Raw genomic sequence first — 21,040 nt, forward strand, 5'->3', positions numbered from 1 at the left:
AACGCTGGCTATCGTTCATCTTGCCTCCAACCGGATGGGAGAGGACAGGCATATGGGGCGTCGCGCAATCACCGCCATGGGTGCGGTATCGGGGGCAGCATTGGCGGCGATGGGCCTCGCAGCCGGGGCCTTGGCCCAGAGCGTGCCTGATCCCGACGCTACCGCGCAGGGCGATGTCGCGCTCACCATCTACAACAATAATCTCGCGCTGGTGCAGGACGCGCGCCAGCTGGCGATTGCGCAGGGCAAGAGCCGGGTGGAATTCCCCGATGTCTCGGCCCAGATTCAGGCCGAAACCCTTAGCTTCGCCGCTGCCGACACCACCATCATCGAGCAGAATTTCGACTACGACCTGCTGACCCCCACCAAGCTGATGGAAAAGGCGGTCGGCCAGACCGTCACTCTGCTGCGCACCAACCCCGCCACCGGGATCGAAACGCGCGAGCGGGCCAAGGTGCTTTCGGTGGTGGGTGGCACGGTGCTCCAGATCGGCGACCGGATCGAAGTGCTGCGCGACGATGGCCTGCCGGTGCGGGTGATCTTCGACCGCGTGCCGCCGAATCTGCGCGCGCGCCCGACGCTCTCGGTCAATCTCGACAGCACCCGTGCGGGCACCCGCCCGGTCAACCTGCGCTATCTCACCAATGGCCTCGGCTGGAGCGCGGACTATGTCGCGCTCTACAACGAGGCGGGCGGCACCATCGACATGCAGGGCTGGGTGACGCTCACTAACTCCACCGGCACCACCTTTCACAATGCCGATACGGTGCTGGTCGCGGGCAATCCCAATGCCGGCGGCGGCCCGCGCGGGTTTGGCCAGCGCGGCATGACCCGCGCCGGAACCGAAGCTGCCGCGCGTGAGCGGCTGGGCGATTTCTACCTCTACCCGATCAGCGGCCGCACCACGGTCGCCAACGCTCAGACCAAGCAGGTGAGCTTCCTCGACGTGCAGGCCGTGCCCGCAACCAAGATCTATTCGCGCAGCGTCTACTGGCAGCAGAACGACGAGCAGCCGCAGAATGTGCAGAGCCGCATCGCTTTCTCCTCCTCGAAGAATCAGGGCCTCGGCGATGCGCTCCCGGCGGGCACGGTCCGCTTCTACCAGCGTGACAGCCAGGGCACCCCGCAATTCATCGGCGAAAACCAGATCGGCCACACCCCGATGGGCAGCGAGCTGTCGCTGGTGACGGGCGATGCCTTCGACATCACGGTCAAGGCCGAGGTCGAAAAGCGCGAGACCATCACCTCGGAGGAATGGGAGAAGACCGCGCGCTACCGCGTCACCGATGGCGAACAGTCGCGCACCATCACGATCGAGCGGCCCAAGACCTATTACCGCACCGTGATGCGCTACACCCTCACCAACGCCAAGGCGCAGCCGGTGGAGGTGCAGCTGACCCAGACCGGCCTCAACCGCAGCTGGTGGGCAGACGACTTCCGCATCACCTCGGAAGACATCAAGGGTGAGCAGCTGAACTACGATCAACGCCTCTACAAGGTCGCTATCCCGGCCGAGGGCGAGCGCGTGATCCGCGTCACCTACGAAACCCGCTACTAGGGGCGGCGGCGATGCGGCTGGCCGCAATCTGGCTGACGGGCGCGGCGGTGTTGGCCGCTCCGGCTCTGGCGCGCGAGGTGGTGGACGCTTCGGCACCGACTGACCTCGCCGTCACGATCTATCGCAACCCCGACCGCGACCCGGACGAGGCGCTCGAGCGCGACTATCCGCAAGGACTCGCGATGATCTCCGAGACCCGCCGCGTGACCTTGCCGCCGGGGGAATCGACGATCCGCTTCGAAGGCGTGGCCGAGGGCATGATCGGCATCTCGGCGATCGTCACGGGTCTTCCCGGCGGAACGATCGAGAAGAACCGCAACGCACAATTGCTCTCGCCCGCCGCGCTGGTCGACGGGACGCTCGGCAACCGGGTGACGATCACGCGGATGAACCCCGCGACCGGCGCGCAGGCGAGCGAAAGCGCGGTGGTGCGCACGCGGGCCGATGGGGGTCTGGTGCTCCAGACCGCGCAGGGGTTCGAGGCGGTGCAATGTTCGGGGCTCCCCGAAACGCTCGGCTTCAACCGCGTGCCCACGGGCCTCTCCGCGCAGCCGGTGTTCTCGGTCGACACCCGCTCGGCGCAAGGCGGCACCTACGAGGTGACGCTGACCTATCTTGCCTGGGGCTTCGACTGGCAGGCGAATTACGTCGCCAATCTGACCGAGAAGGGCACGGGCGAGGAATTCGAGCTGGGCCTGCTGAGCTGGCTCACGCTGGTCAACGACAATGGCCAGAGCTTCGATAATGCCCGCCTCCAGATCATCGCCGGGCGGCTGAATGTCGACAGCGATTACGAGAACCTCGCCGATCCGCCGGTGGGTGAGGGGCTCTATCTCACCTGCTACCCGCTGGGCACCACCACGTCTGACCTGCCCGGTCCGCCCCCGCCACCACCACCCCCGCCGATGGCCTATGCGCCCGCCCCGATGATGGAGTCACAGGATCGCTATATTGTCGTCACCGCGTCGCGCGTAGAGCGCTCCTTGCAGGATGCCCCTTCGGCGGTTTCGGTCATCACCGCGGAAGAGGAAGATCTCGGCGATCTCAAGCTATTCCGCGTGCCGGACCGGGTGGACGTTTCGGCGAAGGGGATGAAGCAGGTCGCCTTTCTCAACAAGCAGGCGGTCAAGGCGCGCTATCTCTATCAGGCGCGATGCAATCCTGGAGATCTAATCGAGCCCGATCTCGACGAGCCCGATCCCGCCGGCCTGCTGCTGGTGACGAATAACGACGACAAGAAAGGCCTCGGCATCGCGCTCCCGCAAGGGGCGATGACGGTCTACGAACCGACCCAGCGCGGGCCTCAGGTCGCGGCGCAGACCACCTTGCGCGATTACGCGCGCGGGCAGGATGTCGAACTGACGCTGGGGACAAGCGCGCAGGTCTTCGCGATGTGCGGCAATTACACCCGCGATGGACGCGCCTCGAGCCTCTCCAAATGGGCGCCGATGCGCGCGGTGCTGACCAATGCCAACCCGCACCCGGTGCGCGTGCGCCTGCAACTGGGCTGGGCAGGCGAATACGACATCCGCTTCCCGCGCCAGAAGGTGGACGTGAAGAACGGCTGGCAAACGGTCGAGGTCACGGTTCCGGCCAACACCACCAGCAACTTCGAATGGAAGGCGCGCGACGCGGACAGCGAGTAGGAAGCCGGTCAGGGCCCGCTCGGAAAAAATTTTCGTTCCCTACTTGTTCCATGAGAACAAACGCGATACATGGCTGTCATGGGCGGCGGAAAACTCCGTAATGCCCCTAGGCAATCGAAGGAGCGCGTGCGATGGCTACCCAATTGAAATTGGTGGAAGAGGACAAGAAAGCCGTGGACCGTCAGAAGGCTCTCGAAGCCGCGCTCGCGCAGATTGATCGTGCATTTGGCAAGGGTTCGGCGATGAAGCTGGGCTCGAAGGAAGCGATGCAGGTCGAAGCGATTTCAACCGGGTCGCTGGGGCTCGACATCGCGCTCGGTATCGGCGGCCTGCCGCGTGGCCGGGTGATTGAGGTCTATGGTCCGGAAAGCTCGGGCAAGACCACGCTGGCGCTGCACGTGATTGCCGAAGCGCAGAAGATGGGCGGCACCGCCGCTTTCGTCGACGCGGAGCACGCGCTTGATCCGGTCTATGCCAAGAAGCTGGGCGTGGATATCGACGAGCTGATCGTCTCGCAGCCCGACACCGGGGAGCAGGCGCTGGAAATCGTCGATACGCTGGTGCGCTCCAACGCGATCGATGTGCTGGTGGTCGATTCGGTCGCGGCGCTGGTGCCGCGCGCGGAAATCGAAGGCGAGATGGGCGATTCGCACGTCGGCCTTCAGGCCCGTTTGATGAGCCAATCCTTGCGCAAGCTGACCGGCTCGATCAGCCGTTCGCGCTGCATGGTGATCTTTATCAACCAGCTGCGCATGAAGATCGGCGTGATGTACGGGAACCCGGAAACCACCACCGGCGGCAATGCGCTCAAGTTCTATGCCTCGGTACGTCTCGACATCCGCCGCACCGGCCAGATCAAGGACCGTGACGAGATCACCGGCAACGCGACCCGCGTTAAGGTGGTCAAGAACAAGGTCGCGCCGCCCTTCAAGCAGGTCGAATTCGACATCATGTATGGCGAAGGCATCTCCAAGATCGGCGAGATCATCGATCTCGGGGTCAAGGCCGGGCTGGTGGAAAAGTCGGGGAGCTGGTTCTCCTACGATTCGATCCGCATCGGGCAGGGGCGCGAGAACGCCAAGACCTACCTCAAGGAAAACCCTGAAGTTTGCGACCGGTTGGAGGCTGCGATCCGCAGCCGCACCGACAAGGTCGCCGAGGAGATGATGACCGGGCCGGACGCGGACTCGGAAGACTGATCCTCAAGCGGGCACCAATGTCCCAATGACCACGGCCGGAGTGTCCCGCTCTTGGCCCGGTCCCAACAGTGCCCGGACACCCGGAACGCCGGCTTGCGCTCTTCCCCAAGGCGCAGGCCGGCCTTTCGCGTTTCCGGGCGGGGCGATGATCGCGCCTGCCGTTGGCGTGCCGTTGCCGTGTCGTTGGCAGGTCGTTCGCATGTCGTCGGTCGGTGATTGCGGCCCCGCAGCCACCGAATTCGCACGCTCCATTGCGAAATGCCTACGCTTTGCCTAACTGCACGGCCATGACGTCGACCAACGAAATCCGCCGCTCCTTCCTCGACTATTTCAGCAAGGCCGGCCACGCCGCGACGCCGAGTGCGCCGCTCGTTCCCTACAACGATCCGACGCTGATGTTCGTCAACGCCGGGATGGTCCCGTTCAAGAACGTCTTCACCGGGCTCGAGACCCCGCCGTCTCCGCGCGCCGCATCGTCGCAGAAATGCGTCCGCGCCGGGGGCAAGCACAATGATCTCGACAACGTCGGCTATACCGCGCGGCATCACACCTTCTTTGAAATGCTGGGGAATTTCTCCTTCGGCGACTATTTCAAGGAAGAGGCGATCACCCACGCCTGGACCCTGCTGACCAAGGAGTGGGGCCTGCCGAAGGACAAGCTCACCGTCACCGTCTACCACACCGACGATGAAGCCTTCGACCTCTGGAAGAAGATCGCTGGCCTGCCGGATGAACGCATCATCCGCATCCCCACCAGCGACAACTTCTGGTCGATGGGCGACACCGGCCCATGCGGCCCGTGTTCGGAAATCTTCTACGATCACGGCGACCACATCTTCGGCGGCCCTCCAGGCAGCCCCGACGAGGACGGTGACCGTTTTGTCGAGATCTGGAATCTGGTGTTCATGCAGTATGAACAGCAGGCCGACGGCACCCGCCGCGACTTGCCGAAGCCCTCGATCGACACCGGCATGGGGATCGAGCGCATCGCCGCCGTGTTGCAGGGCGTCCACGACAATTACGACACCGACACCTTCAAGGCGCTGATCGCGGCGAGCGAGAGCCTCACCGGCGTCGCCGCCAAGGGCGAGCACGCCGCCTCGCACCGGGTCATCGCCGATCACCTGCGCTCGACCAGCTTCCTGATGGCGGATGGCGTGCTGCCCTCCAACGAGGGCCGTGGCTACGTGCTGCGCCGGATCATGCGCCGCGCGATGCGCCACGCGCACCTGCTGGGCGCAGCCGATCCGCTGATGCACCGGCTCGTCCCCGCGCTCGTCACCGAAATGGGCGCCGCCTATCCCGAGCTCCAGCGCGGTCAGGCGCTGATTGCCGAAGTGCTCGAGCGCGAGGAAACCCAGTTCCGCCGCACGCTCGACAAGGGGTTGAAGCTGCTCGACGAGGCCACCGGCGATCTCGCCGAAGGCAGCGAGCTCGACGGCGAGGTCGCCTTCCGCCTCTACGACACCTACGGCTTTCCCTATGATCTCACCGAAGACGCGCTGCGCGCGCGGGGGATCGGGGTCGACAAGGGCGGCTTCGATGCCGCAATGGCCCGCCAGAAGGCCGCCGCGCGCGCCGCGTGGAAGGGCTCGGGCGAGGCGGCTTCGGGCGAGGTCTGGTTCGACATCGCCGAGCGCGAGGGCGCGACCGAATTCACCGGCTATGCCTCGACCAGTGGTGAGGGCCGGGTGGTCGGAATCGTCAAGGGCGGGGCCGAGGTACAGCGCGCAGCCGCTGGCGAAACAGTGGTGATCCTGACCAACCAGACGCCCTTCTACGGCGAAAGCGGCGGTCAGAGCGGCGATGCCGGGACGATGACGAATGCCGCCGGCTTCAAGGCGAACGTCACCGACACCTCCAAGCCATTGGGCCGCCTTCACGCGCATCAGGTGCAGGTCGAAGCGGGCGAGGTGGCAGTCGGCGACACGGTCGAACTCAAGGTCGATGCCGCGCGCCGCGACGCGATCCGCGCCAATCACTCGGCGACCCACCTTGTCCATGCTGCGCTGCGCAACCGGCTTGGCGGGCACGTGACGCAGAAGGGCTCGCTGGTCGCGGAAGACCGGCTGCGCTTCGATTTCTCGCACCCGGTGGCGCTCACGCCCGAAGACATTGCCGCGATCGAGGCCGAGGTGAACGCCGAAATCCGCGCCAATGAGACCGTCTCGACCCGGCTGATGACCCCCGACGACGCTGTTGCGGCAGGCGCTTTGGCGCTGTTCGGCGAGAAATATGGCGACGAAGTGCGCGTGCTCGCGATGGGCCGCGCTGGGCGGGAAGGGCGCAACTACTCGGTCGAACTGTGCGGCGGCACCCATGTGCGCGCCACGGGCGACATTGGTATCTTCCGCATCGTTTCGGAAAGCGCAGTTTCATCGGGGGTGCGCCGCATCGAGGCGATGACGGGTGAGGGTGCGCGGCAATGGCTGGTCGGGCGCGAGGAAGCATTGAAGTCCGCTGCCATCGTGATCCGCGCGACACCCGAGGAAGTCCCCGCGCGTCTCGCCGCGCTGCTCGACGAGCGCAAGCGGCTCGAGAAGGAACTCGCCGAGGCGAAGAAAGCTCTCGCGCTGGGTGGCGGCGGTTCCGGCGGGGCGGCCACGGCTGACGAGACCATCGGGGGCGTGACCTTCTCCGGTCAGGTGCTCGAAGGGCTCGATCCCAAGGAACTGCGCCCGCTGCTCGACGCGGCCAAGCAGCGCATGGGTTCGGGCGTTGCGACCATCATCGCGGTCAACGACGGCAAGGCGAGCATCGCCGCCGCCGTGACCGATGATCTGACCGCACGCTTCAGCGCGGTCGACCTCGTGCGCGCGGGCGTGGAAGCGCTCGGCGGCAAGGGCGGTGGCGGACGGCCCGATATGGCGCAGGGCGGCGGGCCGGACGGCAGCAAGGCGGCCGAAGCGCTGGCGGCGGCAAAGGCGGTGCTGGGCTGAGGCCTTGCCGAGCCAAGCCTTTGAACTTCAGCGTTTCGTAACGTAGTTGCGCCATTCTGGTCGCAGGAGACAGGCGCTCCTGCCGTCAGGATGGATGTTGATGACAAAGCTCGTGCCGCCGTGGCTGTTTGTGTGCTGCGCCATGCCGTGCGTCGCTCTGGCGAAACCGGGCTGCGCGCAAGACATGCCGCCGGCTCCGGTTCCCGTCATGACCACTTCCCACCGGACAGGTTTGCGAGGTGATGAGGCATTGCCGTCTCCCGCGACGGTGATCGCCACGATTGATGGCGTGGACGCTGCCGAAGACACGCCGAAGCCGGTCGCGCCCTATCGGCTGCGTGCGCGGGTGCTGGCAGGTGAGCGCGAGCTGTGGGCGGGCGATCTTGCGATGACACACTATGGCCGGGCGAACGTGCGCACTTATGTGCAGGATATGGATGCCAATTGCCCGCTGAAGAACGATCGCTTCGCAGTCAGGCGCCACACGATCGACCTGTCGGTTGCTCCGGGCAACCGGGAAGGGCCCTACCGCTATAAAGTCGAGGCCAACTGGACTGCGCCGGCAGAGGCTTGCTCGGACGATGGTATGCGGGGGACCGGGGTGCGGGTCGAAGTCGAGCTGGCCGAGAAGCAGACCTATGTAATCGAGGGCGAAAGGGGGCTTCGTGTCGAACTTGTGCGCCTACCTTGAGCGGTGGCCTGGCATCATCGCCGCAGCCCTGCTGGTGCTCGCACCTGCGGCTGCGCTGGCACAAGGGACACCGCCGCGCGAGCATGACAAGCCGCGCGAGATGGAAAACACCCACTGGTTCACCAAGACACCGCGCCGCGACACGCCGTTGCAGAACTTCCGCTTCGAAGTGAAGGTGACGGGCGGGGATCGGCTGCTGTGGGCGGGCGACCTCTACCTTTCGGAGTATGAGGGCGCCCGCTTCGAGACCGATTTGCAGGACATCAACCCGGCCTGCAGTTACGAGGAACGCCGCAAGGTTTCGCGCAACAGCGCGCTGGTGCTGACGCTGAAGTCCTTCGACACGACCGACAGTTATAGCTTCTGGCTGCGGACCTATTGGGAACATCGCCTGCCGCAGTGCGGCGAAGTGCGCAGCGCGATTGCCTGGCTCAGTGTGCCCGTAGAGATCGCGGAGGGAGAGACCCGGACCCTTGAAGGCGATTCCGGACTGCGCGTGCAATTGACGCGGAGGCCTTGGCCCGAATGATCAGGCCTCGGCCCCGCGTTCCTGCAGACTGGCGGTCTTGAGCTTCGGCTTCTCGCTGAGCCCCCCGTCACGCTCCAGCTGTTCGCGGAATTCGTCGCGTTTGGCATGGATCGAGGCGATCACAGGGCCCATCGCAACGCCGATATCGACCAGCACCGCCTCAGACAGCTGGAGCGAGCTTTCCAGTGTTTCGGGCACCGCATGGCTGGCGCCTGCGCGGTACATCGCGGCGGCGTGATCGGTGTCGCGCGCGCGGGCGACGATCAGCAGATCAGGATAGGTCTGACGCAGCTTGGCAACGAGGCGCTGGGCGAGCACGGGCTCGTCCATCGTCAGCACCACCGCAGGCGCGGTCTCGACCCCCAGCTTGGTCAGCGCATCGCCGCGCGCGGCATCGCCGAAGGTCGCGCGGTAGCCGTGGCGCCGGGCGCTGGCGATCAGATCGGGGTTGGTGTCGATCATGACATAGGGCTTGCCGTGGGCCTGCATCATGTCGGCAATCAGCCGGCCGACGCGGCCGCCGCCGACGATGATGGTGCGCGGTTCGTCGCTGTTGCCGATCACGGTGTTCTCGGCCACGCCATCGACTTGCCGCGCCAGCACCTGGCCGAGCTTGGCCAGCACCGGGGTGACGGTAAGGCCGATGGCCGTGACGGTCTGCCAGAAGCGCGCGGATTCCTGATCAATGACCAGAGCGCTGGTAGCCGCCGCGAGCACGATCAGCGTGGTTTCGGAAGGACTCGCCATCAGCACGCCGGTCTCGGCCGCGGTGCCGCGCCGCGCGCCCATCAGGCGCAGCAGCACGCCGGTGACCAGCGCCTTGAACACCAGCACGCCAACAACCGCCAGTGCGATGGCGCCGATTTCCGCGCCGATCGCCATCAGGTCGATGCTCATGCCCACGGTGATCAGGAACACGCCGAGGGCGAGACCCTTGAACGGCTCCATGATCAGCTCGACCTCGGTGTGATATTCGGTCTCGGCAATCAGGAGCCCGGCGATCAGCGCGCCGACGATGGGTGAGAGGCCGACCAGTGCTGTGGCAAGGCTCGCGCCGATCACCACCAGCAGCGAGGCGGCGAGGAACAGCTCGGGGCTCTTGGTGCGCGCGGCCTGCGCGAAGAGGCGGGGGAGGGCAAGCCGGCCCACCACCAGCAGGATCGCGATCACCAAGCCGCCCTGCCACAGTGTGGTGATGAGCCCCTCCCAGCCTTCGCCCTGCACATTCGGAGCAAGCGCACCGAGGATGAAGATGATCGGGACGATCATGATGTCCTCGAACAACAGCATCGACAGCGCCGCGCGGCCCACCGGCGTGCGGGTGCCGCTGATTGGCAGGACGATGGCAGTCGAGGAGAAGGCGAGCGCGAACCCCAGGGCCAGCGCCGCGGTCCAGCCGAGCATTCCGGTGAGGCCAAACAGCGCGGCCAGCGAGCTGCCGATGATCAGCAGTTCCAGCGCGCCGAGGCCGAACACCAGCTTGCGCATCTGCCACAGGCGGTTGAAGCTCAGCTCCAGTCCGATCGCGAACAGCAGCAGCACGATGCCGAAATCGGCGAAAGGCGTCAGCGATTCCGGCCTGCTGATGGTGACGTAAAAGAGCCAGGGTATTCGTTCGACCAGAGACCCGAGCCCATAGGGGCCGACCAGCACGCCGATCACGATGAAGCCGATGATCGGGGTGATGCGGAAGCGCGCGAAGACCGGAATCACGATCCCCGCCGCGCCGAGGATCACCAGCGCGTCGGACAGGAACGGGGAGAGGGTCAGTTCGCCAGCCACGCCAACCGCCTAGCGCGCGCAGGCTGCGCTGTCATCCGCCGCCTGCGCCGTGTGGGCCGATTGGGCGCTTCTGCCCGGTGACGTGCTGCTCGCCGAGCGGGTCCTTGATGTTGCCGACCCGCTTGTCCCACTCGATCCGGTAAAGATCGAAACGCCGGTCGGCGAGGTTCATCACCGTGCCCTCGGCGCGCGCCCACTGCAGGTCGGCGAGGTTCACGTCGCTGATCGTCAGCGTCTCGACATTCTCCGAAGCCTCGGCCGCGATCCCGTCACGCGCGAAGGGGAAGTCGCAGGGGGTGAGGATGCAGGACTGCGCGTATTGGATGTCCATGTTGGCGACATTGGGCAGGTTGCCGACATTGCCGCTCATCACGACGAAGCACTGGTTCTCGATCGCGCGCGCCTGCGAGCAATAGCGCACCCGCATATAGCCCTGGCGGCTGTCGGTGCAGAACGGCACGAAGATGATCCGCGCGCCTTCGTCCACAAGCCGGCGGGCGAGTTCGGGGAATTCGCTGTCGTAGCAGATCAGCACGCCAATCGGGCCGCAGTCGGTGGGGATCGCGTCGATCGAATCGCCGCCCTTGATGTTCCACCAATAGGCCTCGTTCGGGGTCGGGTGGATTTTCTCCTGCGCGTGGATCGATCCGTCGCGCAGGCAGACATAGGCGACATTGTGGATGTCGCCATCGGGCATCCGGGTCGGGTGCGATCCGCCGATGATGTTGATGTTGTAGGCGAGCGCCATTTCCGAGAGGCGCTGGCGGATGCGCGGGGTGTAGTCGCTCAGTCGCTCGATGGCTTCCAGCGGGGTCAGCTCGCTCGGTTCGGCCGAGAGCAGCATCACCGTGAACATTTCCGGGAAGACGATGAAGTCCGCCTCGTAATCCGAGGCGACGTCGACGAAATATTCGACCTGCTTCATGAACTCGTCGAAGTCCTTCACCGCGCGCGCCTGCAGCTGGCAGGTGGCGATCCGCACGCTTTCGACATCGCGCGGCAGGCGGTGCTTGGGCGGCGCATCGCTGTCGACATAGGGGTTGCGCCAGATCATCCGCACGGCATTGCCGCGGCTGGCCTTGTCCTCGGGCAGGTATTTGGGGAGGATTCCGGCAGGCTCGAAACCATTGGCAAGCTGGAAGCGCAGCACGGGATCGTGGATGCGGTTCTCGCTCACCAGTTCGAGATATTGCTCCGGGGTTTCGGCGCGATTGGACTTGCGGCGCTTGGCGCGGGCGTAGCCGGGCATCCGGCCGCCGAAGACGATCCCAGTGAGATCAAGCCGCTCGGCCAGCGCGCGGCGTTCTTCATAGAGACGGCGGCCCAGCCGGGTGCCGCGCACCGCCGGATCGACGCACAATTCGTAGCCATAGAGCCAGTCCCCGGTCGGATCGTGGCGGCTGCCGAAGCCGTTGCCGGTGACCTCGTCCCAGGTGTGGTCCGACAGCGCGACGCGCTCGTCGAGCCGCATCGAAGCGCAGTAGCCGACCACCTCGCCATCGAAGAGCGCCACGAAGCAGCCTTCGGGGTAGTTGTTGATCTGGCCGCGGATTTCGCCCTGCGTATAGGCGGGCAGATCGTCATAGGCGCGGCGCACCAGATCGCCGATGGCGCGCACGTCCTTGAGCTTCGCCTGACGGATTTCGAGGCGCGCTTTCGGTCTGCTGGCCATGCGGATGTGTCCCTTTGCTGTTCTGGTTGACGAAGCGGATTGGTCTGTCAGTTGTTCCCGCAGCCGTGCCCGAAAGCGAGGAGGGCGGGCTGCCCGAAGACAGCCCGCCCTCCGGTAATGCGTTCAGGCCCGCAGGCGAGGCATCAGGCCCAGCTGGCCATTTCCGTTTCGAGGTTCTGGACGATCGTCTCGAAGAACTGCTCGGTGGTCTGCCATGCCTGACCCGGGCCGATCAGCAGCGCGAGATCCTTGGTCATGTAGCCCTTTTCGACCGTCTGCACGCAGACCCGCTCGAGCGTTTCGGCGAACTTCACCACATCGGGCGTGTTGTCGAACTTGCCGCGATACATCAGGCCGCGGGTCCAGGCGAAGATCGAGGCGATCGGGTTGGTCGAGGTCGCCTTGCCCTGCTGGTGCTGGCGGTAGTGGCGGGTGACGGTGCCGTGCGCGGCCTCGGCCTCGACAGTCTTGCCGTCGGGCGAGAGCAGGACCGAGGTCATCAGGCCGAGCGAGCCGAAGCCCTGCGCCACGGTGTCCGACTGCACGTCGCCATCGTAGTTCTTGCATGCCCATACGAACTTGCCCGACCACTTGAGCGCGGAGGCGACCATGTCGTCGATCAGGCGGTGTTCGTAGACCATGCCCTTTTCCTTGAACTTCTCGGCGAAGCCTTCGGTGTCGAAGACCTCCTGGAACAGATCCTTGAAGCGCCCGTCATAGGCCTTCATGATCGTGTTCTTGGTGGAGAGGTACACCGGCCAGCCGAGGTTCAAACCGTAGTTGAAACTGGCGCGGGCGAAATCGCGGATCGAATCGTCGAGGTTGTACATCGCCATCGCGACGCCGGGGCTGGGGAAGTCGAACACGTCGAGATCGATCTTGGTGCCGTCCTCACCGTCGAACACCAGCCGCAGCTTGCCGGGGCCGGGGATGAGGGTGTCGGTGGCGCGATACTGGTCACCGAAGGCATGGCGGCCGACCACAATGGGGTCGGTCCAGCCCGGCACCAGCCGCGGCACGTTGTCGATCACGATCGGCTCGCGGAACACCACACCGCCAAGGATGTTGCGGATCGTGCCGTTGGGGCTCTTCCACATCTTCTTGAGGCTGAATTCCTCGACGCGCTGTTCGTCGGGGGTGATGGTGGCGCACTTCACGCCCACGCCATACTGCTTGATCGCATTGGCGGAATCGACCGTCACCTGATCGTCGGTCGCATCGCGGTTCTCGATCGAGAGGTCGTAATACTTCAGGTCAATGTCAAGGTAGGGCAGGATCAGCCTTTCGCGGATCCACTGCCAGATGATGCGGGTCATCTCGTCGCCGTCGAGCTCGACGACGGGATTGGTGACTTTGATTTTGTCCATGTGTGTTGCCCTATCCTTCTTGCCCCGTCTGGTGCGGGGCTAGGTGTGATCGACAGGAAGCTGTGTAAGATCCCGCGCGGGCTTTAGCAGAGGAGGGCGGGCTTGCAAGGGCAGGGGGTGCGAATGAAACGCATCAGCCCTTGCATAGGAATGCGCTTGGCCGGAGGCACAAAAAAGCCCGCCGGAAGGGGCGGGCTGTTTCGTTTTTGTCCGGTGGTGGGCGTAGCAAGGATTGAACTTGCGACCCCTACGATGTCAACATAGTGCTCTACCACTGAGCTATACGCCCGCACCATCGGACCGGCCCCATTGCGGGGCGGAGCGGCCCTTTATCGCAGCACCCTGCAAGGTGCAAGCGATTCGGAAAAATCTATCGCCGGACCGCGTCGGCCTCTTCGAATACGCGCTCCACCTCCAGCACCAGATCGCGCAGGTGGAAGGGCTTTGACAGCACCTTGGCGGCCGGCTGTTCACGGCTGGCGCGCAAGGACACGGCGGCAAAGCCGGTGATGAACATCACCTTGGTGCGCGGGGAAATTTCGGCGCAGCGCTGGGCCAGCTCGATCCCGTCCATCTCAGGCATGACGATGTCCGAGAGCAGCAGATCGTAGTCGCCCGTCTCAAGCAACGGCACCGCATCCGTGCCGCGGTCCACCGCGCTGACGAAATAGCCAGCGTTGGTCAGCGCGCGTTCGAGATAGGTGCGCATCGCCTCTTCATCTTCGGCAAGCAGAATGCGGGGGGTACGGGTCACGGTCATCGCGCGGCTGTAGCAGGCGCGGCTTAAGAAATCTTTGTGCTTGCGCCCGAATGCCTCCGGCGTGGTGCGGATTGCGGCTGCGATGAGGCTTTGACTCGCGCGCGCAAAGCCTTCAGCAAGGATGGCAGAATGGCTCCTCTCTCGCGCCCTCCGTCCGACCTTCCGCCGCGCTTGCGCGCTTCGGTGAGCGGCGGGGTGGTGCCGGGGCTGGGTGAGGGGGCGGAAGGTGCGCCGGCCTTCACGCTGACCACTCCGCCGCGGCTCGCGCTACCGGTGCTGATCGCGGTGCCCCATGCAGGCCGCGCTTACCCGCCGCAGGTGACCGCACGGATGCGCGATGCGGCGCTGGCGCAATTGCGGCTGGAGGATCGCCTGGTCGACCGGCTGGGCGTCGCGATCGCGCGCGAGACAGGGGCGGCGCTGCTGGTGGCCCATGCCCCGCGCGCGCTGCTCGACCTCAACCGCGCCGAAGACGATATCGACTGGGACATGATCGAAGGCGGACGGCCAGCCGACATCGAAGCGCCCGCCCCCGGCCAGCGCAGCAATGCGCGCGCGCGCAGCGGGCTGGGGCTGGTGCCGCGCCGCCTGCCGGGATCGGGCGAGATCTGGCGCGGGCGCTTGCCCGCAGACGAACTCGCCGCGCGGATCGAGGGCATTCACCGCGCCTATCACACCGTGCTGGCCGAGGCGCTGGAGCGGATTCGCGCGCAATGGGGCGCAGCGCTGCTGATCGACCTGCATTCCATGCCCCCGCTGCGCGCCGCCGAGGGTGAGGCGCGCGCGCCGGTCTTCGTGCTGGGCGACCGCTTCGGGGCGGCGTGCGACAACCGGCTGATGGGCCGGGCGCTCGCACATCTCGAGGCGCGCGGCGCGGCGGCGGCGCATAACCGGCCCTATTCGGGCGGCTATGTACTCGATCGCCACGGCGCGCCGCAAGCGGGCCGCCATGCGATGCAGATCGAGGTGTGCCGCACGGCCTATCTCGACCGGCAGTTCGCTCAGCCGGGGCCGGGCCTGCCTGCCATCGCCGCTCTGCTGGCGACGCTCGTGCGCGAGCTCGGTGCGGAAACCGCGCTGCTGGGCGGGGCGGAGAGCCAGCGGCAGGCTGCTGAATAGCCCCGACCTTTCGAATCGAAACGGGCAGGCGGCCCTGCGGCCTGCCTGCCCGTCGAATAGACTGCGCCGTAAGAGCCCACAGGCCCTTACTGCCATAGCGATCAGTTCAGCGCCGGAGCGGGCGCGGCCTGACCCGGCGTCGGCACCTTGCCCTGCGCCAGCTGGCGCTCGAACAGGTTGCGCATCATGTTGAGCGAATAGAGGTGCGCATAGATCAGAGCGAGGATCCCGTTCTTCACGAGACCTTCCAGCGTGTCGGCCGGAAGCTCGCGCAGCTTGTTCTCGTCAACCATGCGGAAGCCGCGATAGACGAAGGGCGTGTCGGGCATGTCGTTGCGGGTGATCGCGATCTCGCCGTCGATCAGGATGTCGAGCTTGATCAGCTCGTCCATGAACAGCTTGGTGCGCTGACCGGCTTCCTCGAAGCGGCGGCAGAAATCGAGCACGCCTTGCACATATTCGGTCGGCTGACCGGCATCGTCGAACAGCGCGAGGCCCTCGTCGAAGGCACCCAGCAGGTTCGCGCTCGGATCGAAGCACAGCGACATGTCGTCAACGCCCTGCTGCAGCTTGGCGAGGATGAAGGGATAGCGCCGCGCGTAGGCGGGCAGGTAGATCGCCTCGTTGATCTTCATGTCATCGCCGACATAGGTGTTCACGCCTTCGTTGAGGCCGAACAGCGCGATCGGCAGCGGGCTTTCCCCGGCGGTGAACACGATCGGGAAGTGGCGCTGGGCATCGACGAATTCGTCCGACGTCACCGGGATCGCGTGGGTGGTGGCAAGGTAGGCCGCGCTTTCCAGCGTCGCGGCTTTCCACTTGGCGTGGTCACGGCTGTTGAGCGGCAGAAGGTCCTTGTAGAACAGCGGAAGTTGCGGTTGCGGCGCGCTGGCCATGACATCGGTCTCCGGTAATAAAGCGGTGGTTGATCCCCTCAGCGGATCATCGCCCCGCCGAAAGCGCGCCCCTTAGGCTTTTGCGTCTGCGCGCGCAAGCTGCGAGGGGGCAAGGTGCGACGCGGCGGGCAGGAGTTTCCCCGGATTGAGCAGCCCTGCCGGGTCGAGCGCCTGCTTGACGCTGCGCATCACCGCCAGCGCGACCGGATCGTGCAGCCGAGCGAGCTCATCCACCTTCATCTGGCCGATCCCGTGTTCGGCGCTGATTGATCCGCCCCACTGCGTGACCAGATCATAGACCTCGGCGCTGACCGCCTTGCCCTCAGCCTCTTCCCATACCCCGCGCACCGCACCTTGGGGGGCGAGGACGTGGAAGTGGACGTTGCCGTCGCCGAGATGACCGAAGGCGACGACGCTAGTGCCGGGATGCGCGGTTTCGATCGCCGGGGTGGCGGCGAGGATGAATTCCGGCATGGCCCCCACCGGCACCGAGATATCGTGCTGCATCGCTGGGCCAAGCGCGCGCTCGGCGGCGGAGATCCCGTCGCGCAGCCCCCAGAACGCCTCGGCCTGGGTGTCGTTGGCGGCGATCGCGGCATCGGCGATGAGGCCGTCTTCCAGCGCGGCGGCCAGTGCCGTCTCAAGGCTCTCGCGCAGCGCATGGCTGTCATGTGCGGGCGAGACGCATTCGATCAGCGCGTTCCAGGCATGCGCCTCGGCCAGCGGCGCGCGCGCGGTGGGCTGATGCGCGAGCACCGATTCGAGGCAATGCGCGGGCACCACCTCGAAGCCTTCCAGCGCATCGCCCATCGCGCGTTCCATCTGCCGCAGCAGAGTGCGCGCTTCGATTATCCCTCCCAGTCCGACCCACGCCGTCGCCCGGGCGCGGGTAGCGGGGAGCAGCCGCAGGCAGGCGGCGGTGACGATGCCCAGCGTGCCCTCCGAACCGATCAGCAACTGCTTCAGGTCGAAGCCGCGATTGTCCTTCTTGAGCGGGGTCATCAGATCGAGCACCTCCCCCGAAGCCAGCACCGCCTCCAGCCCCAGCACCTGCGCGCGCATCGTCCCGTGGCGCAGCACCTGCGTGCCGCCGGCATTGGTGGCGATCAGCCCGCCGATGGTCGCCGAGCCCTTGCCGCCCAATGTCAGCGGAAAGCGCATCTGCGCTGCCTCGGCCGCGTCGTGCAGGGTCTGGAGCACCACGCCTGCCTCGCACACCGCTTGCCCGGCGGCGGGATCGACCGCGCGGATCGCATTCATGCGCCTTAGCGACAAGATCATGGCGGTGCCGCTTTCGTCTGGGGTCGCGCCCCCAGCCATGCCGCTGTTGCCGCCCTGCGGCACGATTGGCACGCCATGCGCCGCGCACAGGCGCACCAGCGCGGCGACCTCGGCGGTGGAGGCCGGAGCGGCGAGCGCGAGCGCGCGTCCGGTGTAGCGTCCGCGCCAGTCGGTCAGCCAGGTGTCCATCCGCTCGGGATCGGTCGTCAGCCCGCGCTCACCGAGCAGCGCTGCCGCCGCAGCAAGGAAGGCTTCGGAAGCCTGCGAACCAGACGACGCAGGAAGAGCGGGGGGCGGGGTGGGGCGATTCATTGTGGCCTTCATGCCACAGTCGCCGGGGAATGTGCCAATGCTTTTCTGGTCATGTGACGGAGAATTAAGGCAGGGTTCAAATCGCGGTGCTAATCCGGCAGGGGATGACGCGCTTGCTCGTGCCGTCATGCCCCTTCGCCTTCTTCGCACGCCGCAAGGAGAGACTGATCCCGCGATGAACAGCCTGCTTGCCCTTGCCGCGCCCGTGGCGCTGATGGTGCCATGGATGGCCCAGGGCGTGGACGTGCCGGGAGAAGCAGGCGCGCTGGCCGCTCCTTCGGCCCCGCAATGCGATGCCGCACATGCTGCGGAGGATGACGCCCCGCCGCTGGTGAACCCGCTCTCTGCCATGCATCAGTCGTCCACCGCGCGGCAGGTCCGGATCGAACAGCGCGTGGTGGTGCGCATCACCCCCACCGCGCCGTCCTCGCGCGGCACGCCTCTCGCCAGCCTCCCCCAGCGTGCGGTTTCCCCCCGCTTCGAAGAGCGCGGCAAGGAAAAATGCGTCGCGCTCGACAGTATCGCTGGGGTTCAGACCGGCAGCGGCAATCGCCTCGTGCTGTTCCTGCGCGATCGCCGGATGATCTCGGTCAATCTCGAAAAATCATGCCGCGCCCGCGACTTCTACTCGGGCTTCTATGTCGAGCGGAACAAAGACGGGCGCCTGTGCGTCGATCGTGACAGGCTCCAGTCACGCACCGGTGCGCGCTGCGAGGTCGAGGTGATGCGCCAGCTGGTCGAAGTGACCGACTGACGGGGGCGCGCCGACCCCGCGCGATTCCTTGACTTTTGCGGCCATTTGCGGGAAAGGCGCGCCAGTCTGAACACGTGCCCACCGGGCGCGTCCGCCACCAGCGGTGCAGGCCAGCAATCCCGGCAGCAACCCTGCCCGCAATTCTCGGAAACCACACACCGCATGACTTTCGCCGATCTCGGCCTTTCGCCCGAATTGCTCAAAGCCGTCGAAGACGCGGGCTACACCACGCCGACCGCCATTCAGGCGCAGGCGATCCCGACCGTGCTGATGATGAAGGACCTCATCGGCATTGCGCAGACCGGGACGGGCAAGACCGCGAGCTTCGTGCTCCCGATGATCGACGTGATGGCTGCCGGCCGCCGCCGCGCGCTAATGCCGCGCTCGCTGATCCTTGAGCCGACGCGCGAACTCGCTGCACAGGTCGCCGAAAATTTCGAGAAATACGGCAAGAACCACGATCTCAAGATGGCGCTGCTGATCGGCGGCGTGCAGATGGGCGACCAGTTGAAGGCGCTGTCCGACGGGGTCGACGTGCTGATCGCCACACCGGGCCGCCTCATGGACCTGTTCGAACGCGGCAAGATCATGCTCAACGGCTGCGAATTGCTGGTGATCGACGAGGCTGACCGGATGCTCGACATGGGGTTTATCCCCGATATCGAATTCATCTGCTCCAAGCTCCCCGATACCCGCCAGACCATGCTGTTCTCGGCCACCATGCCCCCGCCGATCGAGAAGCTGGCGAAGAAGTTCCTCAACAATCCCAAGCGGATCGAAGTCAGCCGCGCGGCCTCGACCAATGCCGACATCACCGCCTTCAAGGTGCCGGTGAAGTCGCGTTCGAAGAAGGACACGCTGCGCTGGTTCCTCGAGAACGATCTGGTGGAAACCGCGATCATTTTCGCCAACCGCAAGACGACGGTGCGCGAACTCAATCAGAGCCTGGCGCGCTTCGGCTTCCGCTCAAGCGAGATCCACGGCGACATGGACCAGTCGAGCCGGATCAAGGAGCTCGAACGCTTCAAGGCGGGTGAGGTCAACATCCTCGTCGCTTCGGACGTCGCGGCGCGCGGGCTGGACATCAAGGGCGTCAGCCACGTCTTCAACTACGATACGCCTTGGCACCCGGATGACTACGTCCACCGCATCGGTCGCACCGGCCGCGCAGGGGCCAAGGGCCGGGCCTTCACCTTCGTGTCCGAAGAAGACGCCGAAGCCATCAGCAATGTCGAAAAGCTCACCGGCAGCGCGATCAAGGTGTTCGGCAAGGAAGACGTGCGCGTCGATCTGTCCGAAGTGCTGGCCAAGGCCGAGGCATCCAAGGCCGAAGCCCCGCAAGAGGAAGAGCGTGAAGAGCGCCCCGAGCGCAAGCCCCGCCGCGCCCGCGAAGAGCGTGCGCCGCGTGAAGAACGTGCTCCGCGCGAAGAGCGTGCCTCACGTGAAGAACGCCCCCGCCGCGAAAAGGCCGCCCCGCGCACCGACCGTGTCACCGCCAGCGACGAACGCAATCCGCGCCGCCGCCACAACGAGGACGAAGAACCCGTGCCCGCCGGCGAATGGAATGGCCCGCGCCCGAGCTTTCTGGATGTGGGCTTCGGGTGATCGTCACTCCCCGGATGGAAATGCCGGGGGTGAGGCTGTAATCGGACCGACCCAGAAGATGCCGTCGAAACGGCGTGCCACTTGCGGATCGGACAGGTTGCCGACTGCAATGTGGGGGCCTCTATCGCTTGCCCCTTCTGCGCCTCCCCGGTGGGCCGCACATTCGATCATGTCGTCGGTGACACGCTGGCCAGGAGCGAGCTTCGTCTCCGGCGGAAGCTGACAGGTCCACGATTCGCCCCCGGCATGTCGCATCCCGAGACTGACCACCGAGCCATAACGGCGCAGGCGAACCGCCATGGGTTCGAACTCCGGCCCGCCCATGCTGAGCGGCGCGATCTCGGCGTGAAGGTTGCCGACCAGCACGATCACGCGGTCATAGGGTTTGCGCCCCGCCGCTTCGGCAATGTTCTCGGCTTGCGCCGCCTCGTGCGGACCCTGGCCTGGAAGTTCGCGGAAACGTGTCTGTTGCGCTTCGTCTCTCGCGCCGTTGAATGCGACGATATCAATCTTCGCGCCGGAGTCTTTCAGCGCATGTGCGGCGAGCACCAGCCGCCACATGGCTTCGCTTGCGACTCCGTCCTCGCGGTTGCGCCATCCAAGATCGGGCAGCGCCCGTCGGAACGCGTCATGGGGCAGCGCCCATGCTTCTTGCCAAGCCGCGTTCTGCCATGACGAGTGCTCGACCGCGAGGAGCACACGATGGCCAAGCTCAGCCTCGGCGCAGATCAGGTTTTCGACAAACGCTGGCGCTTCGTTGGTGCCGTGCAGTTCGCCGAAGACGACGTAGTCGGGATCGCGATCTACGACCTCGGCCCAGCCGTCCGGCGCGGTGCAAAAGGCTGGGAGCACTAGCTCATTGGCAGAAAGCGGGGCGGCGAGAAGCGCGGCCGCTGCGGCAATCAGGGTCTTCATCCGATCTGCTCCAAC

16 protein-coding genes and 1 tRNA gene are annotated in these 21,040 nt (G+C 65.8%); 9 read left to right on the plus strand and 8 right to left on the minus strand.

What is annotated here, in order from left to right:
- Nucleotides 1-52: 52 nt before the first annotated feature.
- From BZF59_RS15760 to BZF59_RS15785, 6 genes are all read left to right on the plus strand, one after another.
- The gene (locus BZF59_RS15760; RefSeq protein WP_245806182.1) at nucleotides 53-1,558 is read left to right on the plus strand and encodes a DUF4139 domain-containing protein; all 1,506 of its coding nucleotides are present in this window, start codon (nucleotides 53-55) and stop codon (nucleotides 1,556-1,558) included.
- An 11-nt stretch (nucleotides 1,559-1,569) separates the two neighbouring features.
- Entirely contained in the window at nucleotides 1,570-3,204 is a 1,635-nt protein-coding gene (locus BZF59_RS15765) for a DUF4139 domain-containing protein (protein WP_086609156.1), read from the plus strand.
- Between the two features lie 131 nt (nucleotides 3,205-3,335).
- Complete coding sequence (gene recA / locus BZF59_RS15770) at nucleotides 3,336-4,403, plus strand: recombinase RecA (protein ID WP_086609157.1); 1,068 nt, start codon at nucleotides 3,336-3,338, stop codon at nucleotides 4,401-4,403.
- A 287-nt stretch (nucleotides 4,404-4,690) separates the two neighbouring features.
- The gene (gene alaS / locus BZF59_RS15775; RefSeq protein WP_086609158.1) at nucleotides 4,691-7,342 is read left to right on the plus strand and encodes an alanine--tRNA ligase; all 2,652 of its coding nucleotides are present in this window, start codon (nucleotides 4,691-4,693) and stop codon (nucleotides 7,340-7,342) included.
- A gap of 100 nt (nucleotides 7,343-7,442) precedes the next feature.
- Complete coding sequence (locus tag BZF59_RS15780) at nucleotides 7,443-8,033, plus strand: hypothetical protein (RefSeq protein WP_143738198.1); 591 nt, start codon at nucleotides 7,443-7,445, stop codon at nucleotides 8,031-8,033.
- A complete protein-coding gene (locus tag BZF59_RS15785; protein WP_143738199.1) occupies nucleotides 8,008-8,562 on the plus strand; it encodes a hypothetical protein in 555 nt (184 codons plus the stop codon). The genes BZF59_RS15780 and BZF59_RS15785 overlap by 26 nt, the downstream gene beginning before the upstream one ends.
- On the opposite strand, the gene BZF59_RS15790 is transcribed toward BZF59_RS15785, so the two are convergent.
- From BZF59_RS15790 to cpdR, 5 genes are all read right to left on the minus strand, one after another.
- Entirely contained in the window at nucleotides 8,563-10,344 is a 1,782-nt protein-coding gene (locus tag BZF59_RS15790) for a cation:proton antiporter domain-containing protein (protein ID WP_086609161.1), read from the minus strand.
- Nucleotides 10,345-10,375: 31 nt separating this feature from the next.
- Entirely contained in the window at nucleotides 10,376-12,016 is a 1,641-nt protein-coding gene (locus tag BZF59_RS15795; RefSeq protein WP_086609162.1) for a bifunctional GNAT family N-acetyltransferase/carbon-nitrogen hydrolase family protein, read from the minus strand.
- 143 nt (nucleotides 12,017-12,159) lie between these two features.
- Complete coding sequence (locus BZF59_RS15800; RefSeq protein WP_086609163.1) at nucleotides 12,160-13,383, minus strand: NADP-dependent isocitrate dehydrogenase; 1,224 nt, start codon at nucleotides 13,381-13,383, stop codon at nucleotides 12,160-12,162.
- Nucleotides 13,384-13,597: 214 nt separating this feature from the next.
- Nucleotides 13,598-13,672: transfer RNA gene (locus BZF59_RS15805), tRNA-Val, on the minus strand.
- An 81-nt stretch (nucleotides 13,673-13,753) separates the two neighbouring features.
- Nucleotides 13,754-14,143, minus strand: coding sequence for a cell cycle two-component system response regulator CpdR (gene cpdR, locus BZF59_RS15810; RefSeq protein WP_086609164.1), 390 nt, complete (start codon nucleotides 14,141-14,143; stop codon nucleotides 13,754-13,756).
- Nucleotides 14,144-14,272: 129 nt separating this feature from the next.
- Between cpdR and BZF59_RS15815 the strand changes: the two genes are divergently transcribed.
- Nucleotides 14,273-15,262 (plus strand): N-formylglutamate amidohydrolase, encoded by a 990-nt coding sequence (locus BZF59_RS15815; protein ID WP_169712079.1) that lies wholly within the window; start codon nucleotides 14,273-14,275, stop codon nucleotides 15,260-15,262.
- A gap of 101 nt (nucleotides 15,263-15,363) precedes the next feature.
- Here the strand turns inward: BZF59_RS15815 and BZF59_RS15820 are convergent, their stop codons facing one another.
- Together BZF59_RS15820 and BZF59_RS15825 are read right to left on the minus strand one after the other, a co-directional pair.
- Nucleotides 15,364-16,158, minus strand: coding sequence for a SapC family protein (locus BZF59_RS15820; protein ID WP_086609165.1), 795 nt, complete (start codon nucleotides 16,156-16,158; stop codon nucleotides 15,364-15,366).
- Nucleotides 16,159-16,230: 72 nt separating this feature from the next.
- Nucleotides 16,231-17,751, minus strand: coding sequence for an FAD-binding oxidoreductase (locus BZF59_RS15825; protein WP_086609266.1), 1,521 nt, complete (start codon nucleotides 17,749-17,751; stop codon nucleotides 16,231-16,233).
- A gap of 175 nt (nucleotides 17,752-17,926) precedes the next feature.
- Between BZF59_RS15825 and BZF59_RS15830 the strand changes: the two genes are divergently transcribed.
- Together BZF59_RS15830 and BZF59_RS15835 are read left to right on the plus strand one after the other, a co-directional pair.
- Nucleotides 17,927-18,505 carry a hypothetical protein gene (locus BZF59_RS15830; RefSeq protein ID WP_086609166.1) on the plus strand — a complete coding sequence of 193 codons (579 nt, stop codon included), beginning with the start codon at nucleotides 17,927-17,929 and terminating at the stop codon, nucleotides 18,503-18,505.
- Between the two features lie 162 nt (nucleotides 18,506-18,667).
- Entirely contained in the window at nucleotides 18,668-20,110 is a 1,443-nt protein-coding gene (locus BZF59_RS15835; RefSeq protein ID WP_086609167.1) for a DEAD/DEAH box helicase, read from the plus strand.
- Nucleotides 20,111-20,113: 3 nt separating this feature from the next.
- Here the strand turns inward: BZF59_RS15835 and BZF59_RS15840 are convergent, their stop codons facing one another.
- Complete coding sequence (locus BZF59_RS15840) at nucleotides 20,114-21,025, minus strand: hypothetical protein (RefSeq protein ID WP_086609168.1); 912 nt, start codon at nucleotides 21,023-21,025, stop codon at nucleotides 20,114-20,116.
- Between the last annotated feature and the right edge of the window lie 15 nt (nucleotides 21,026-21,040).

This window comes from Erythrobacter donghaensis (genome assembly GCF_002155425.1).
Lineage (GTDB): Bacteria > Pseudomonadota > Alphaproteobacteria > Sphingomonadales > Sphingomonadaceae > Erythrobacter > Erythrobacter donghaensis.

Bases quoted from the DNA above. Each gene is read 5' to 3' on its own strand.
- BZF59_RS15800 (WP_086609163.1), bottom strand. From the start codon at position 13,383: ATGGACAAAATCAAAGTCACCAATCCCGTCGTCGAGCTCGACGGCGAC.
- cpdR (WP_086609164.1), bottom strand. From the start codon at position 14,143: ATGACCGTGACCCGTACCCCCCGCATTCTGCTTGCCGAAGATGAAGAG.
- BZF59_RS15760 (WP_245806182.1), top strand. From the start codon at position 53: ATGGGGCGTCGCGCAATCACCGCCATGGGTGCGGTATCGGGGGCAGCA.
- BZF59_RS15815 (WP_169712079.1), top strand. From the start codon at position 14,273: ATGGCTCCTCTCTCGCGCCCTCCGTCCGACCTTCCGCCGCGCTTGCGC.
- recA (WP_086609157.1), top strand. From the start codon at position 3,336: ATGGCTACCCAATTGAAATTGGTGGAAGAGGACAAGAAAGCCGTGGAC.
- BZF59_RS15820 (WP_086609165.1), bottom strand. From the start codon at position 16,158: ATGGCCAGCGCGCCGCAACCGCAACTTCCGCTGTTCTACAAGGACCTT.
- BZF59_RS15780 (WP_143738198.1), top strand. From the start codon at position 7,443: ATGACAAAGCTCGTGCCGCCGTGGCTGTTTGTGTGCTGCGCCATGCCG.
- BZF59_RS15830 (WP_086609166.1), top strand. From the start codon at position 17,927: ATGAACAGCCTGCTTGCCCTTGCCGCGCCCGTGGCGCTGATGGTGCCA.
- BZF59_RS15825 (WP_086609266.1), bottom strand. From the start codon at position 17,751: ATGAATCGCCCCACCCCGCCCCCCGCTCTTCCTGCGTCGTCTGGTTCG.
- alaS (WP_086609158.1), top strand. From the start codon at position 4,691: ATGACGTCGACCAACGAAATCCGCCGCTCCTTCCTCGACTATTTCAGC.
- BZF59_RS15840 (WP_086609168.1), bottom strand. From the start codon at position 21,025: ATGAAGACCCTGATTGCCGCAGCGGCCGCGCTTCTCGCCGCCCCGCTT.
- BZF59_RS15765 (WP_086609156.1), top strand. From the start codon at position 1,570: ATGCGGCTGGCCGCAATCTGGCTGACGGGCGCGGCGGTGTTGGCCGCT.
- BZF59_RS15835 (WP_086609167.1), top strand. From the start codon at position 18,668: ATGACTTTCGCCGATCTCGGCCTTTCGCCCGAATTGCTCAAAGCCGTC.
- BZF59_RS15795 (WP_086609162.1), bottom strand. From the start codon at position 12,016: ATGGCCAGCAGACCGAAAGCGCGCCTCGAAATCCGTCAGGCGAAGCTC.